Origin of the sequence: Kocuria sp. ChxB, assembly GCF_044359605.1 — a bacterium.
Classification (GTDB): Bacteria; Actinomycetota; Actinomycetes; order Actinomycetales; family Micrococcaceae; genus Kocuria; species Kocuria rhizophila.
Genome location: NZ_CP121123.1, coordinates 1285677 through 1301035, shown reverse-complemented (window position 1 = coordinate 1301035; position 15359 = coordinate 1285677). Strand labels below are relative to the sequence as shown.

Genomic DNA, 15359 nt, shown 5'->3' with positions numbered 1-15359 from the left:
GTGCCCGGGGTGCTCGTCACAGCTTCTTCTCAGCCGTGGTGACGTCGTCCTCCGGATCCACCAGACCGTCCTCGATGGCGCGGATGCGCAGATCGATCTTGGTGGGCGCGGGGCGTCCGATGCGGGCGTACTTCTCCCGGATCCTGTCGATGTTGGTCTTCACCGCGGACTGCTTGATGCCCATGCGCCGCGCCACCTGGACCTGCGCGAACCCGGAGGCGTACAGCCGCAGGGTCTCGCGCTCGCGCGGGGACAGGGCCGCGCGCGAGAACTCCACGTCCCCGTCGATCGCCGCGGCCAGCTCCTTGGTGATCACCGGCTTGCCGTCCGCGATGGCGCGCGCCTCCTCGATGGCGTGCTCCAGCGGGTCGGACTTGCGCACCAGGCCCAGTGCGCCGGCGCGCAGGGCCTCCCTGATCAGTGCCGCGTTCTCGGCGATGCTGAAGATCAGCACCTTCATGCCCGCGCTGCGCAGCCGCTCCACGTTGCTCGCGGGGCGGGACTTGTCCGCCAGGGACAGGTCCAGCAGGACGACGTCGCACTCGATGCGCTTGGCCCCCTGCGCCGTGAGGGCGGGATTCTCCGGGTCCCGGCCCAACTGGTCCAGCAGCGTGGTCACGGAGTCCGAGGACCCCACCAGCTTGACGTCCGCCAGCGATGTCATGGACACCAGGCGGACACCTTCCCGAACCACTTCATGGTCGTCGACGATCGCGACGAGTGTTGAAGGCATGGATGTTTCCTCCGTACTCCCCTGTGGAGGCCCAGCCCAGGCCCCCGACAGTACGGAAGTCTACTGGCTCATTGCATGCGAAATGCTCCAAGCGTCCACTTTGCGGTGGTAGTACATTCCCCACAGTCCGCCGAGGACCGCGCCCACGAGACCCAGCACCAGCAGCCCGCCGATCGCCACAAGACCCACGGTTGGATTCGCCCCGATCATCTCCTGGGCCACCCAGCGGGAACCGTCCTCCACGGCGGCCTGTCCCGCCCACAGCAGCACGGCGGCGGAGGCCGCGGCCCGGGCGACGACCGACCACAGCCACACGCACACCCCCTGCGCGGCTCCCGAGAACCGGGCCATGCGCCCGGCCACGTAGCCGCCCGCCAGCATCGACAGCAGCTCGACCGCACCCAGGACGACGACGCCGCCCCACAGCTGCGCGGACCCCGGCTCGTTCCAGGCCCGCGCCAGGGCGTCTCCCGCGCTGAGCCCGGTGTCGAGGCCCACGGCGGGGCCCGCGAGGATGGCGAGGGCCGTCAGCAGCGCACCCAGCGCCGCCGCCGTGAGCAGCCCCATGAGCCCGGGGACGATCTGCAGACCCCCGAAACGCTGACGCTGCCGGGCGCGCAGGGCCTCCGCCGTGAGACGCGGGGCCGCGGAGGCGCCTCCGGGGCGGACCGCGGGTCGCATCGTGTCCCACGACGCCTCGGCGGAGATCCTCTCCTGGGGGTGGGTGAGGTGGTCGTCGCCCACCGGGTTGGCCGGGCCGGAGTGCTGGTCCCGGGGGTGCAGACGCCCGGAGGCCACGCCGGTGCGGCCCGTGGGAGGGGCGCTGGGCAGGGGGCGGGTCCGTGCGGCGTCGTCCGCCGTGGAGGCGGGAACGGCCGCGGTGCGGGCCTCCTGCGCAGCGGCGGACCCGGGCTGGCCGTCGGGACCGGACCGGTGGTCGGGACGGGGAAGGGGCCGGGTGTCCTGGGAGGCGGAGTCGGGCCGCGCCGAGCCGTGTCCGCCCGTCCAGGGCGCGTTGCCGTCGTCGAAGGGGTCGCGGGCGGAGGAGGGGGACATGCGGGGGCCTCGATTCGGCGGGGAGTCCTGTGGCGGGTCCCCCGAAGTCTATCGAGGGCGGGGCGCCCGGCAGGAGCGGTGCCCCGCCTGCCGGGGCGCCTGCCGCAGGGCGGGTAATCTCGCTGTCATGGCTGACGTGAATTCCCGTGACTTCCTGGCGACCCGACCCTGGACGGCGAGCTACGACCCCGGGGTCCCTCGGGACCTGGACCTGCCCGAGACCTCCCTGGTGCACATGCTCGAGAAGTCCGTGGCGCGGCACGGGGCCAAGACCGCGGTCGAGTTCTTCGGCGCGGGAACCACCTACGCGCAGCTCGGGGAGCAGGTGCAGAGCGTGGCCGAGGGGCTGCGGGTGCTGGGCGTGCAGGCCGGGGACCGGGTGGCGATCGTGCTGCCCAACTGCCCCCAGCACATCGTGGCGTTCTACGCCGTGCTGCGGCTCGGTGCGATCGTGGTGGAGCACAACCCCCTCTACACGACCCCCGAGCTGCGCCACCAGTTCGAGGACCACGGTGCCCGCGTGGTGATCGCGTGGGACAAGGTGGCGTCGCGGATCACCAGCATGCCCAAGGACCTGGCCGTGGAGCACGTGGTGTCCGTGGACATCACCGCCGCCATGCCCGCGGCCATGCGCCTGGGCCTGCGGCTGCCCCTCAAGAAGCTCGCGGAGCAGCGGCGCGAGCTCACGGCCGCCGCTCCGGGCACGATCGCCTGGAAGTCCCTCCTGGACTCCGCGCCCCTGCGCTCGGACCACCCCCGCCCGAGTGCCACGGACATCGCCCTGCTGCAGTACACCTCCGGCACCACGGGCCAGCCCAAGGGCGCGATGCTGAGCCACCGGAACCTGGAGTCCAACGCGCTGATGGGGCAGCACTGGCTGGACAGCTCCTCGGACGAGGTCGTCTACGGCGTGCTTCCCCTGTTCCACGCCTTCGGGCTCACACTGGGTCTCACGTTCGCCATGTCACTCGGGGCCAAGCTGGTGCTGTTCCCCACGGTGCGTGCGGATCTGATCCTGAAGGCCATGAAGAAGTCCATGCCCACCGTGCTGCCGGCGGTTCCCCCGGTGTACCAGAAGGTGCTCGACGCCGCGCGGGAGCAGGGCAAGGACATCTCGGGCATCCGTGTGGCGGTTTCCGGTGCCATGAGCCTGCCCGTGCCCCTGGTGGCCACATGGGAGCAGGCCACGGGCGGCATGCTGATCGAGGGGTACGGGCTGACCGAGTGCTCACCCCTGGTGGCGTGCAACCCCCTCAACGACCACCGCCGGGCGGGGTCGATCGGCATCCCGTTCCCCGGCACCGACATCCGCATGGTGGACCCGGAGACGGGTGAGGACGTTCCGCTGGATGGCGAGGGCGAGCTGCTGGTCAAGGGCCCGCAGACCACCCAGGGCTACTGGAAGCGCCCGGAGGAGACCGCCAAGCTCTTCACCGAGGACGGCTGGCTGCGCTCCGGGGACATCGTCACCGTGGACCAGGACGGCTTCCTGCGGGTGGTGGACCGCATCAAGGAGGTCATCATCACCGGCGGGTTCAACGTGGCCCCCACCGAGGTGGAGACCGCCCTGAAGCTGCACGACAGCGTGGCCGACGCCGCCGTGGTGGGGATCCCCAACGACGACGGCAACGAGACCGTGGTGGCCGCCGTGGTGCTGGAACCCGGGGTGAGCCTCGACGAGGCTGCCCTGCGCCAGCACTGCTACGACAAGGTCACCCGGTACAAGGTCCCCCGCCGGATCATCGCCATGGACGATCTTCCCCGCACGATGCTCGGCAAGACCCTGCGACGGGCCGTCAAGGAGGAGATCCTGGAGAAGAAGCTCCTGGACTCCTGACCGCACCGCGCACCCGGTGCCACGGGCGGCAGCGGTGTGACGCATCCGGGGAACGGCCCGGGTGGGCTGGCTGGAGCACGTTCTCGGCGGCCCGCCGGGAGGCCGTGGCTCCGGACCCGAGGAGGTGGCCCGACATGGAGATCCGGCAGCTGACCTGCTTCGTCGCGGTGGCCGAGGAACGTCACTTCGGCCGGGCCGCCGAGCGGCTGCACATGGCGCAGCCGGCGCTGTCCCTGCTGATCCGTCAGCTGGAGGAGAACCTGGGTGCCAGACTCCTGGACCGCACCACGCGCAGGGTGGACCTCACCCCCGCGGGTCAGGAGCTGCTGGACCGGGGGAGGCGGGTCCTCCACGACCTCGAGCTGCTCGAGGCCGATGTCCGGCGGGAGGGCGACGCCTCGACGGGTGTGCTCCGGCTGGGGTTCGCCGGGGCCGCGGCGTACGACGTCGTCCCGGAGCTGGCGCGCGCGGTGCGGGCGGGGCTGCCCGGCGTCACCCTGAGCCTGCGGGGTGAGCTGCCGTCACCGGCGCTGGAGTCCGGGCTGCGGGACGGGAGCCTGGACGCGGCACTGCTGCACCCGCCCGTGGCCTCGCCGGGCATCCGCCACCGCGTCGTGGGGCGTGAGCCCCTCGTGGTGGCCCTGCCCGTCGACGCACCGCTGACCGCGCGGCCGTCGGTTGGCGTGGGCGCCCTGGAGGGTCTTCCGGTGGTTGCGCACCCGCCCGGGTCACCGCTGCACCGGGCCGCCCAGGAGCTGTTCCTCGCCGCGGGGCTCCCCCTGCGCATCGGGCAGGTGGCGCAGGACACGGCGAGCATGCTGTCACTCGTGGCGGCGGGAGGCGGGGTGGCGCTGGTTCCCGCGTCCGTGCGGGCCCTGCAGCTGCGGGGGGTCGTGTACGCGGAGCTCGAGGGGTCCCCGCAGATCGACCTCGCACTCGCCTGGCGTGACGAGGACCGCTCCGCCCGGCTGCGGGCTTTCCTGGATGTTGCACTGGGGTGGGTTGACTCCGCGGGAGCCACGGGCACGAGCCCTGCGGCGCGCTGACGGGTCCGGGCCGCGCGGTTGACTCCCGCCGGGCGGCAGCTGCGCGGGCCACCGCAGCGTGTCCGCGGGCCGGATGGGCTCATCCGGGCCGTCTCCGCTCCCGGCGGGGCGCCTCGGAGCACCCGGACCCTGTGGCTCACCCGGGGGACAGGGAACGGGGGAGAAGGACGAGGCGGTCGTTGCTCCGTGGCTCGACGGTGCGAGCGACGTTCCGCAACGGTGCAGGTCAGAGGCCGGTTGCAGCGCTGTTTTGCGGGTTTACTTGCGTCTGGATGGACTTGCCGCATAAAGTGGTGATGTCGGCCGAAGTGGCCCGGGTGCATCCCCCCAAATGCGCACCCGGATGATCCCCCGGCTGGTCGGCGTCCCGATCTCCCCCAGATTCGGGATGTCCGACGGGTCCTGCCGATCCCCCAAGTGGCAGGACCCGTCCCCTGTTAACGGGCCTTTCCGGCTCCTTCCCGAACGGACCGCACCGGGTGAGGCGCGGAGTCCTCCCGCCCGGTGCGGCGCCTCAGGCCAGTTTCAGATCCCCCAGACGGGGAACCACCTTGTGGGCGATGCTCAGCAGGGCCGTGCTCTCGTCCTCGGTCAGCTGGTCCACGAAGGCGGCCCGGACCATGGCGATGTGGGCGGGGGCCGCGCGGGTGATGGAGCTGCGCCCGTGCTCGGTAATCCCCACCACCAGGCCGCGGGCATCGGTGGGGCTGGGTGAGCGTCGGATCATGTCGCGGCGCTCCATGCGGGAGAGCATGTGGGACAGCCGCGAGCGCTCCCAGCCGAGCATGCGCAGCAGCTCGCGGGAGGGCAGCTCGCCGGTGGCCGACTCCGAGAGCGGGACCAGGACCTCGTACTCGGAGCCGGACAGCTCGCTGTCGCGCTGCAGCTGCCGGTCCACGGCGCGCTCCATGCTGCGGGACAGTTCCAGGAAGGCCCGCCACACCTCCTGCTCCCGGGCGTTCAGCCAGGGTGGGGTGCGGTTGCTCGATGTGCTGTCCATGCTCTGCTGCTTCCTCGGGGAGGCACCCCGTGCCGGGAGGGGGGGTGTCTCAGGCGCGGGGGTCGCGTTTGATCCAGTCCGAATCGTAGTGGGTGCCGCCGGTGCCGCGCTCGCGCTCACGCAGCCGGTCGGCGTAGTCCGTGGGGCGCAGGGGCGAGTCGTCGTCGTCGGGGCGGGTGAAGCGGGCGGTCGCCACGAGCCCGAAACCCAGCCCGGCGCCCACGACCATGGTCATCCCTCCCACGATGAACGCGAGGACGTAGTCGTCCAGCAGGTCGGCGGGGACGGACGGGCCGAGCCACGAGGGCACCACGAACGCCATCCCCAGGCACGCGAAGCCGGGGACGAGCAGGACGGCGGGGATCAGCCAGAGCTTGGACCACGAGCGGCGCTCGGGCTCGCCGGGATCCTGGAAGACGGGCAGGGCGCGCGTCTGCACGAGCGCGTACCCCAGGACGCCGAGCACCACGAGGATCGCGCCCAGCACCCAGCCGAACCACAGGTCCATGGCCACGAGGGCCAGTCCTGCGAGCAGCCCCAGCATGATCACGGTGAAGGAGAGCCCTCGGCCCATCCTCCGGGCGGCGCGGGTCGCGGTGGTGCGGGCCTCGGAGCCGGCCGGGGCGGCGTCGTGCGCGGACCCGGTGGGCGACGCCGCCCGCGCACCGTGCGCGGGGCCGCGAGCTGCGGCGGTCCCGCTGGTGGGCGTCCTGTCCGGGCCCTGAGGTGGCGTCTGTGCGGGGTCCACGCGGATGCCGTACTGCGGGCGGTCGGCGGAGTTCCGGGCACGAGGGTTCTGGGCGTGCGGGTCCACGGCGCGAGGATCCGGCGAGTCGTGCTCGTCCCGGGGGCGCTGATCGGGGTTCATGGTGGCGATCCGAAGGTGTGGTCGGCGGTGCCGTGCGGACCGTGCCGCGAACGGGCTGGACACCGCCACTGTAGTCCGCTCGGCCCGGGACCGTCGCGGGCCAGGGGGCGGAAAAAGCGTGACGTATCATCAAGTCACACCACCGGAAGAGGACGCCATGACGGATCCCACCACGAGCACCACCCACTCCACCGCGGGGCTCTACGTCCACGCGGGGGAGGAGTACACGCGGGACACCACGTACATCGAGGACCGGATCGTGACGGAGCCGGACAGCGCCGAGCTCGCCCCCGGCGCTCGCGCGTGGCCGGTCGAGGCCGGGCGGTACCGGCTGGTCGCGGCGCGGGCGTGCCCGTGGGCCAACCGCACGCTGATCGTGCGCCGGCTGCTGGGCCTGGAGGACGCGATCTCCGTGGGGATGCCCGGACCCACGCACGACGCCCGGTCCTGGCGCTTCGACCTGGACCCCGACGGCCGGGATCCGGTGCTCGGCACGCAGCGGCTGCAGCAGAACTACCTCGCGCGGTTCCCGGACTACCCGCGCGGCATCACGGTGCCCGCGATCGTGGACGTCCCCACGGGGCAGGTGGTCACCAACGACTTCCCACAGATCACCGAGGACTTCGCCACCGAGTGGACCGCGTTCCACCGCGAGGGTGCCCCGGACCTGTGGCCCGCCGAGCTGGTTCCCGAGATGCGACGGGTGATGAAGCGCGTCTACACCGAGATCAACAACGGCGTGTACCGCTGCGGCTTCGCCGGTTCCCAGCAGGCCTACGACGCCGCGTACGAGCGGCTGTGGACCGCCCTCGACTGGGTGGAGGACCGGCTGGGCACGCGGCGTTACCTCATGGGGGAGCACATCACCGAGGCGGACGTGCGGCTGTTCACCACCCTGGTGCGCTTCGACCCCGTCTACGTGGGCCACTTCAAGGCCTCCCGCAACAAGCTCACCGAAATGCCCAACCTGTGGGGCTACGCCCGGGACCTCTTCCAGACCCCCGGCTTCGGGGACACGGTGGACTTCCAGCAGATCAAGGAGCACTACTTCGTGGTGCACCGGGACATCAACCCCTCGGGCATCGTGCCGCTCGGCCCCGATCTCTCCCCCTGGACGACGCCGCACGGCCGGGAGGCGCTCGGCGGCTCGCCGTTCGCGCCCGGCGCCACGGCCCCCGGCCCGGTGCGCGCCGAGGAGCGGGTGGCCCCGGAGCACACCCCTCTGGCCTCCTGAGCAGCGCTGGGCTGAGCCGGTCCTGGCTGAGCGGGCGGGGGCTGAGCGGACGGTGGGTTGAGCGGGCAGGGCGTTGAGCTGTTGCTGGGCTGATCCGGCGCGGCGTGCGGTGGTGGGAACCGCACAAATCCCGGGCGGGGCCTTTTGTGCCCACCCCTCGGGACCGGCCCCGCGCGGGGCCACTAGGGTTGAGCGGGTGCTCCGCGCCTGATCCCCGCGGCACTTCCGCACACCACCACCCCTGAGGCGGCTTGTGCGCGCTGTGTCCCCGCCCGGGCCGGGCGGTCCCCGGCCGCGCAGAGCACCAACCACCCCGGCGCCGCCACCGGCGTCCACCGTTCACGCACCCGATCGAGGAGATCCATGGCCCCGTACCGCAACCAGCGCGCAGCAGCACTTCCCGCACGGCTCTCCCGCACGTGGCTGCTCACCTCAGCGGCGGACACCTCTCTGTTCGCCCCCGCCATGGCCTCGGAGGCGGACTCCGTGGTCCTGGACATCGAGGACGCCGTCCCGGAGGAGGACAAGGACCGCGCTCGCGGGGAGATGGTCGCCGCCATGCAGGACGGCGTGTCCGCGTGGGTGCGCATCAACGACATCACCACCCCGCACTGGGAGAAGGACCTGGCGGCGCTGACCGAGGTCCCCAACCTGCGGGGCATCGTGCTGGCCAAGACGGAGCACCCGGACCACATCACCAAGACCGCCATGATGAGCCGCGCGGGCACCCCCGTGGTCGCGCTCATCGAGTCCGCCGTGGGTCTCATGAACGCCTACGACATCGCCCGGGCTCCCGGGGTGTTCCGTCTGGCCTTCGGCGTGGGGGACTTCCGCAAGGACACCGGCGCCTCGGGGGATCCCATGGCCCTCGCGTTCGCGCGCTCCACCCTGGTCACGGCGTCCCGCGTGGGGGAGCTGCCGGGGCCCATCGACGGGCCGAGCAACGGTGTGTCCGGGGACGAGCTCGAGGCAGCGTGCAAGGTCACCCAGTCCATGGGCATGACCGGCAAGCTGTGCTTGGACCCGGCCCAGACCGACGCGATCAACCACGCGCTGGCGCCGAGCGACCAGGAGATCCGGTGGGCGCGGGAGATGATCGAGCAGGCGAACTCGGGACACGGGGGAGCGGACGGTTCCTACCTCCCCCGCCTGGCACGCGCCAAGAAGGTGTCGGAGCTCGCGGAGACCTACGGCCTCTGGAACAGCTGAGCACCGCGCGGGGCCCGGAGCCGGGGTGGCACCCCGAGGGTCCCGCGGTGCTCAGTCGGCCAGGCCCCAGGCGCGCAGCATCGGCTGCAGTGTGGGGTCCCCGAGGGACCCCACCAGGAAGTGCGTGGCCATCGGCTCGCTGTGCCCGAGCGGTGCCCCCAGAACCCACAGGCCCGCGGTCCGGGCCGCCGTGGCCCCGGCGGGGGAGTCCTCCACGGCCAGGCTGTCCGCGGCGTCGACTCCCAGGCGGCACACCGCCTCCTCGTAGATGTCCGGTGCGGGCTTGCCGCGCGGGACGTCCTCGGCGCTGACCCAGGTCTGCAGGACGTCCGCGAGCCCCACCGCGTGCATCTTGCGGTCCAGGATCGCGCGCGTGGAGTTGCTGGCCACCGCCACCGGGACGTGGCGTGCCGCGGCGCGCACCGTCTCCACCGCTCCGGGCAGCGGGTCCATCGACGCCCCGACGACGTCCGCCTCGGTGCCCACGAGCCGGTCGTGGATCTCGTCCTCGCCGGGAGCGGACGCGCCGGCGGCCTCCCGGGCGCGCGCGGCGATGAAGGTGGCGATGTCACGCGCGGACAGGCCCATGAGGCCGGCCTCGGTGCGCTCGTCGATCGTCACGCCCACCTGCTCGGCCACCCGGTGCTGCACGCGCGCCCAGGCACGCTCGGTGTCCATGAGCACACCGTCGCAGTCGAAGACGACGGCGCGCGGACGCCATGACGGGTCGGGGCCGGGCAGGGTCGGTTGCATGACCCCAGTCAACCACGCCCCCGGGGTGCCGCCGGCCGCGGGGGAGGCGGGGCGGCGTCGTCGACCGGGCGGGTGGGCTCAGTCGGCTGACTAGAGTGGGAGCATGGCTGACGACGCAGGCAAATCAGGGGTGAGCACGGTGCAGCGACTGGCCGCCGAGTACGGTGTGGCCACCGAGTACCGGGGGTTCGAGGGGGACACCGTCACCGTTCCGGAGCAGACGCTGCGCAGTGTGCTCACCGCGCTGGGCGCGGACGTCACGGACGACGACGCCGCCGCGCGCACCCTGCGCGAGCGCGAGCTGGCACCGTGGCGCCGACTGCTGCCCCCCGTGGTGATCGCGGAGGAGGAGCAGGGCGCGCGCGTGGCCGTGACCACGGCCCAGGGCGATCCGGTGCGCGTGCGGGTGTGGCCCGAGGGCGAGCCGGAGCAGGTCCGGGAGCTGCACCCCGCTCCCGGGGTGGAGGCCGAGACACGCGAGGTGGACGGCCTCACGCGGCGGCGGACGCAGTACGAGCTGCCCCGGGAGCTGCCCCTCGGCTGGTACCGCCTGGAGGCCGTGACGGACTCGGGCGAGCAGAGTGCCGTGGACGTGGCGGTGACACCGCGCCGGTTGAGCACCACCGACCGGCTGCGCGGGCGCCGCCGCTGGGGGTACATGGCGCAGCTCTACTCGGTGATGTCCTCACGCTCGTGGGGCGTGGGGGACCTCTCGGACCTGGCCTCCCTCGCGGCCATCAGCGGTGTGCAGGGCGCGGACTACGTGCTCATCAACCCGCTGCACGCCGCGGAGCCGGAGCCGCCCGTGGAGCCTTCCCCGTACCTGCCCTCGAGCCGACGGTTCTTCAACCCCCTCTACCTGCGGGTGGCGGACGTGGCCGAGTTCCCGTACCTGCGCCCCGCGGACCGCGAGGTGGTGGACCGTCTGGCCGCCATCCAGCGCAAGGCCGTGCTGGACCCCTCCACGATCGACCGCGACGCCGCGTACGCGGCCAAGCTCAAGGCCCTGGAACTGCTCTACACCGTGCGGCGCTCGCCGTACCGCCAGCAGCAGCTCGAGGCGTTCGTGGCTCAGGCCGGGCAGCCGCTGCAGGACTTCGCCCTGTGGTGCGCCCTGCGCGAGGAGCTGGGGGAGGACTCCCCGCTGTGGCGGGACGAGGCGCGCTCCCCCGAGTCCCCCTACGCGCAGGAAGCTCGCACTCGGCTGCGTCACCGCATCAACTTCCACGTGTGGATGCAGTGGCTGCTGGACGAGCAGCTCGAGGCCGCCCAGCGTGCGGCCCACCGGGCGGGGATGGACATCGGTGTGGTGCACGATCTCGCGGTGGGCGTGCACAAGCACGGTGCGGACGCGTGGGCCCTTCAGGACGCCATGGCGCCCGGGGTGAGTGTGGGTGCCCCCGCGGACATGTACAACCAGCTGGGTCAGGACTGGAGCCAGCCCCCGTGGGATCCCGAGAAGCTCGCGGAGCTCGGCTACCGTCCCTGGCGGCAGATGATGCGCACCATCTTCCGGCACGCGGGAGGCGTGCGGATCGACCACGTGGCGGGCCTGTTCCGGCTGTGGTGGATCCCCGAGGGCAACAATGCCTCCGACGGCACATACGTCTACTACGACCACGAGGCCATGGTGGGGGTGCTGGCTCTGGAGGCCGAGCTCGCCGGCGTGGTGGTCGTGGGCGAGGACCTCGGCACCGTGGAGGACAGCGTGCGGGAGTACCTCGGGAGCAAGGGCGTGCTGGGCACGTCCATCCTGTGGTTCGAGATGGACGGGGACGTGCCGCTGGACCCGTCCCGCTACCGCGAGCTGTGCATGGCCTCGGTCAACACCCACGACCTGCCACCCACGCCGGGCTACCTGGAGGGGGTCCAGCTGCAGCTGCGGGAGGACCTCGGGCTGCTCGCACGGTCCCCGGAGGAGGAGCGGCAGGAGGCCCGCGAGCAGCTGGACACGTTCTTCGCCGCCGTCGCGGACGCGGGCTACCTCCCCGAGGGGAAGGAAGCGGAGGACCGGCGCAGGATCGAGGCGCTGTACCGCTACCTGTGCGATGCGCCCTCGCTGCTGCTCAACGTCTCCCTCGTGGATGCCGTGGGGGAGAAGCGGATCCAGAACCAGCCCGGCACGAGCGACGAGTACCCCAACTGGCGGGTGCCCCTCGCGGACGCCGAGGGACGGCCGGTGATGCTGGGCTCCCTGCCGCAGCTGGACCGGGTCAACTCCCTCGTGGACGTGGTCAACGCAGCACTCGGCACCCACCGGCGCACCGCGGACGTCAAGGCCCCCGTGCAGCCCGAGCGCCGGGACCAGGCGGACCCGTTCAGGGGCGCCTCCTGAGCCGGTGCGCCGCAGGGTTGCCTCCGACGGGCAATTAGGTAACACTGGTCTTACCTAATCTCCTGGGTGAGGGGATGGGATCGCAGGAAACACGCGGGGCGGTGGGTCGGGTCATGGACGGTCCGCCGCCCCGGGTGCCTTTTCGCCGTCGAATTGGCCGAGGGCGGGGCACCGGCTACGATCGAGGGGCGCTCAATCGCACCGTTCTGCGTTCCGCGTTTGCGAGAGAGCCCGCAGAAGCCTAGAATCTAAGGCTGTCGTGTGGTGGAGTCCATCTACCGGCGCCTTGATCTTCACCGTCTTCGTCGTAGCGAGTGCCCTGACCGGTACTGCCGCGGGGCAGAGACCCATCACGCCCGGCGCGCGAACGGTGGCATTTTCTTGAGGTGGCGGATCACTCGTGGCCACGGCTGCCGGCGGAGCACCGCTCGGCGGCCACCATGCGTGCCGTCATTTCGTCGACATTGGACATTGGAGGAGAACACTATGGCAGCGCACTGCCAGGTGACCGGGGCCCAGCCGGGCTTTGGCCACAGCATCTCGCACTCGCACCGCCGCACCAAGCGCCGGTGGAACCCGAACATCCAGAAGAAGCGCTACTGGGTGCCCTCGTTGCGTCGCAACGTCACGCTCAACCTGAGCGCCAAGGGCATCAAGGTCATCGACGCCCGCGGCATCGATGCCGTGGTCAACGAGCTCATCGCACGTGGGGAGAAGATCTGAGATGGCCAAGGACAAGGACGTACGTCCCATCATCAAGCTGAAGTCCACGGCCGGTACCGGGTTCACCTACGTCACCCGTAAGAACCGCCGCAACAACCCCGACCGCCTCGTCATGAAGAAGTACGACCCGGTGGTCCGCAAGCACGTCGATTTCCGCGAGGAGCGCTGAATCCATGGCCAAGAAGTCCAAGATCGCCAAGAACGAGCAGCGCAAGGTCATCGTCGAGCGCTATGCGGCCAAGCGCGCTGAGCTGAAGAAGACCCTCGTGGACGAGAACGCGTCCCCCGAGGCCCGCGAGGAGGCCCGCCTGGGTCTGCAGAAGCTCCCCCGTGACGCCTCCCCGATCCGCGTGCGCAACCGCGACCAGATCGACGGCCGCCCCCGCGGCACCTTCCAGCGCTTCGGGATCTCCCGCGTGCGCTTCCGCGACATGGCTCACCGCGGCGAGTTGCCCGGCATCTACAAGTCCAGCTGGTAATTTCTGCACCGGAAGCCGACCCCCCGGTCGCGCCTTCCCCAGAGAACGCCCACCAAGTCCAGGAGGACAAGCACATGGCTATGAACCGCAGCGAACTCGTCGCCGAGGTTGCCGAGAAGTCCGGCAACACCCAGGCCGCCGTCAACGGCGTGCTGGATGCCCTCTTCGAGGTCTTCGAGAGCTCCGTCTCCAAGGGCGAGAAGATCACCATCCCCGGGTGGATGGCCGTGGAGCGCACCGACCGTGCCGCTCGCCAGGGCCGCAACCCGCAGACCGGAGAGGCCATCCAGATCCCGGCCGGCCACGGTGTGAAGCTCACCGCGGGCTCCAAGCTCAAGGCTGCTGTCTCCTCCAAGTGAGGTAGCGCGGAAGCGGGTCGCAGCTACCCGCAACCGTTCGAGGGACCGCTCACGCACTGCGCGTGAGCGGTCCCTCTGCGTGTCCCCGGGTGGTCGAACTCAGGCCCCCGGTGGCGCATAATGGGAGTCCCATCCACTGTGTCTGCCCCGGAGGTGTTCGGTGTCCCGTCGTGCCCGCCGTCTTGCCCGGGGCTGGGTGGCCGCCGTCGTGGCCACCACGCTCGCCGCGGGTTCGCACGCGGCGGTGGACGGCACCTGGCCCTCCCTGATGATCGTGGCGCTGTCCACGTGTCTGGCCGCACCGCTGTGCATGCTCCTGGCCGGGCGCACGCTCTCCCGCTGGTGCGTGGCCCTGAGCGTGGTGCTGTCACAGGCGCTGCTGCACACGCTCTTCGCCCAGTCCGCCGGTGCCGTGACGGCCGTGGACCACACCCACCACCACGTGGCCGCGGTGGCCGACGGTCCCGCCGTGGTGATCTCCGTGGCCCCCGTGGCGCACCACGGCGGCAGCATGCTCGCCGCCCACGTGGTCGCGGCGCTGGCCACCTACCTCCTGCTCCGTCACGGTGAAGTGGCGGGCTTCCGGCTGCTGGGCTCGCTGTCCCTGCGCATCCAGCGCATTCTCGCACCCGTGCTGCGCCCCGTGGCCACGGTGCCGCGCCGCGTCTCCTGGACCTCGCCGCGGTCGCTGAGCGACCAGCTGCTGCTGCCCTCCGCGTGCGGCTACCGGGGGCCTCCGGTGATCGCCTAGGCATCGCCCGGGGTGCTGCACCCCGCGGATCCGGTGCCGCCGTCAGCGTTCATCGCATCCGCTTCGCCGCACCTCGCGGCACGAACGCGCCCACCGGCGCAGGAGAGCACCCCCATGACCCACCACCCCATGTCCATGCCCACCCGAACGTCGGGAGGCTCGGAGCACGGAGCCGACGCCGCGGCGTCGCCCGCGTGGTCCACGGCCACCGGCGGGGGGCTTCGCGCGGTCCTGCCGGCGCTGTGCACCGCGCTGCTCGCGCTGGCCCTCGTGCTGGCGCCGGCCGCTCCCGCTGCGGCGCACGACGAGCTGCTGCGCAGCAGCCCCGAGGCCGGGGCCACGCTGGAGAAGGCACCCACCACGCTCGAGCTGACGTTCTCCGGAGAGATCCAGGACATCGGCGGCGAGATCAGGGTCACCGACTCCCGGGGCACGGACGTCACCCGCGGCACGCTCGCGGTGCAGAACACCAAGGTGTCCCAGCCGCTGCGCGAGGGCGGGGACACGGACGAGACCTACACCGTCACGTGGCGCGTGGTCTCGCAGGACGGGCACCCCATCGAGGGCACGTACACCTACATGGTGGGTGAGGGCGCCGGGACCACCGCGTCCCCCGCGCCCGTGGCCTCGGGATCGCCGGACTCCGCCGCGGAGTCCGGCGAGGAGACCGTGACCGGAACGGGGATCCCCAGCTGGGTCCTCCCCGTGATCGGCGGGGTTGTGGCCCTGGTCCTGCTCCTCGTGATCCTGGTGTTTGCCACGCGCCCCAAGCAGCGCTGAGCCCGGTTCACCCTCCCGGTCCACACCGGGTCCACTTGTTCATACTCAGACCGGCATGTGAAACGGGCGCGAAAGCCCCGGGACGCAGCCACGGGCCGCACCGGCCGCCGGTGTCAGCCACGGAGATCGCAGGCGCCCCTGCCGCGGTGGCAGCCGTGGCGACCGCCTCGGATCCGGTGCTCGCACCGCGACCACT

General features: G+C 71.8%; 16 protein-coding genes. 11 read left to right on the top strand and 5 right to left on the bottom strand.

Annotated features, from left to right (window positions below; translation table 11 throughout):
* Positions 1 to 16 precede the first annotated feature (16 nt).
* Positions 17 to 733, bottom strand: coding sequence for a response regulator transcription factor (locus P8S73_RS05720; RefSeq protein ID WP_029603191.1), 717 nt, complete (start codon positions 731 to 733; stop codon positions 17 to 19).
* A 60-nt stretch (positions 734 to 793) separates the two neighbouring features.
* Positions 794 to 1789, bottom strand: coding sequence for a hypothetical protein (locus P8S73_RS05715; protein ID WP_102613593.1), 996 nt, complete (start codon positions 1787 to 1789; stop codon positions 794 to 796).
* Between the two features lie 127 nt (positions 1790 to 1916).
* Between P8S73_RS05715 and P8S73_RS05710 the strand changes: the two genes are divergently transcribed.
* Both P8S73_RS05710 and P8S73_RS05705 read left to right on the top strand, forming a co-directional pair.
* Positions 1917 to 3626 carry a long-chain-fatty-acid--CoA ligase gene (locus P8S73_RS05710; RefSeq protein ID WP_019309959.1) on the top strand — a complete coding sequence of 570 codons (1710 nt, stop codon included), beginning with the start codon at positions 1917 to 1919 and terminating at the stop codon, positions 3624 to 3626.
* 134 nt (positions 3627 to 3760) lie between these two features.
* Complete coding sequence (locus tag P8S73_RS05705; protein WP_019309960.1) at positions 3761 to 4672, top strand: LysR family transcriptional regulator; 912 nt, start codon at positions 3761 to 3763, stop codon at positions 4670 to 4672.
* A 514-nt stretch (positions 4673 to 5186) separates the two neighbouring features.
* On the opposite strand, the gene P8S73_RS05700 is transcribed toward P8S73_RS05705, so the two are convergent.
* Together P8S73_RS05700 and P8S73_RS05695 are read right to left on the bottom strand one after the other, a co-directional pair.
* On the bottom strand, positions 5187 to 5672 hold the full coding sequence (locus P8S73_RS05700; protein ID WP_070636974.1) for a MarR family winged helix-turn-helix transcriptional regulator: 486 nt from the start codon (positions 5670 to 5672) through the stop codon (positions 5187 to 5189).
* A gap of 49 nt (positions 5673 to 5721) precedes the next feature.
* Complete coding sequence (locus P8S73_RS05695; protein ID WP_396350552.1) at positions 5722 to 6540, bottom strand: hypothetical protein; 819 nt, start codon at positions 6538 to 6540, stop codon at positions 5722 to 5724.
* Positions 6541 to 6697: 157 nt separating this feature from the next.
* Between P8S73_RS05695 and P8S73_RS05690 the strand changes: the two genes are divergently transcribed.
* Both P8S73_RS05690 and P8S73_RS05685 read left to right on the top strand, forming a co-directional pair.
* Positions 6698 to 7774 carry a glutathione S-transferase family protein gene (locus tag P8S73_RS05690; protein ID WP_191551005.1) on the top strand — a complete coding sequence of 359 codons (1077 nt, stop codon included), beginning with the start codon at positions 6698 to 6700 and terminating at the stop codon, positions 7772 to 7774.
* Between the two features lie 363 nt (positions 7775 to 8137).
* Positions 8138 to 8983, top strand: a complete 846-nt coding sequence (locus P8S73_RS05685) for a CoA ester lyase (RefSeq protein WP_019309964.1) — start codon at positions 8138 to 8140, stop codon at positions 8981 to 8983.
* A gap of 51 nt (positions 8984 to 9034) precedes the next feature.
* Here the strand turns inward: P8S73_RS05685 and P8S73_RS05680 are convergent, their stop codons facing one another.
* Positions 9035 to 9736 carry an HAD family phosphatase gene (locus P8S73_RS05680; protein WP_070636971.1) on the bottom strand — a complete coding sequence of 234 codons (702 nt, stop codon included), beginning with the start codon at positions 9734 to 9736 and terminating at the stop codon, positions 9035 to 9037.
* 103 nt (positions 9737 to 9839) lie between these two features.
* Between P8S73_RS05680 and malQ the strand changes: the two genes are divergently transcribed.
* From malQ to P8S73_RS05645, 7 genes are all read left to right on the top strand, one after another.
* Positions 9840 to 12071, top strand: coding sequence for a 4-alpha-glucanotransferase (gene malQ / locus P8S73_RS05675; protein ID WP_135010734.1), 2232 nt, complete (start codon positions 9840 to 9842; stop codon positions 12069 to 12071).
* A gap of 486 nt (positions 12072 to 12557) precedes the next feature.
* The gene (rpmB, locus tag P8S73_RS05670; protein WP_012397434.1) at positions 12558 to 12794 is read left to right on the top strand and encodes a 50S ribosomal protein L28; all 237 of its coding nucleotides are present in this window, start codon (positions 12558 to 12560) and stop codon (positions 12792 to 12794) included.
* A 1-nt stretch (position 12795) separates the two neighbouring features.
* On the top strand, positions 12796 to 12963 hold the full coding sequence (gene rpmG / locus P8S73_RS05665; protein WP_012397435.1) for a 50S ribosomal protein L33: 168 nt from the start codon (positions 12796 to 12798) through the stop codon (positions 12961 to 12963).
* A gap of 4 nt (positions 12964 to 12967) precedes the next feature.
* Positions 12968 to 13273, top strand: a complete 306-nt coding sequence (gene rpsN / locus P8S73_RS05660) for a 30S ribosomal protein S14 (RefSeq protein ID WP_012397436.1) — start codon at positions 12968 to 12970, stop codon at positions 13271 to 13273.
* Positions 13274 to 13347: 74 nt separating this feature from the next.
* The gene (locus P8S73_RS05655) at positions 13348 to 13632 is read left to right on the top strand and encodes an HU family DNA-binding protein (RefSeq protein ID WP_019309967.1); all 285 of its coding nucleotides are present in this window, start codon (positions 13348 to 13350) and stop codon (positions 13630 to 13632) included.
* A gap of 160 nt (positions 13633 to 13792) precedes the next feature.
* Positions 13793 to 14383 (top strand): hypothetical protein, encoded by a 591-nt coding sequence (locus P8S73_RS05650; RefSeq protein WP_191551003.1) that lies wholly within the window; start codon positions 13793 to 13795, stop codon positions 14381 to 14383.
* A gap of 114 nt (positions 14384 to 14497) precedes the next feature.
* On the top strand, positions 14498 to 15163 hold the full coding sequence (locus P8S73_RS05645; protein WP_135010735.1) for a copper resistance CopC family protein: 666 nt from the start codon (positions 14498 to 14500) through the stop codon (positions 15161 to 15163).
* Positions 15164 to 15359: the final 196 nt, after the last annotated feature.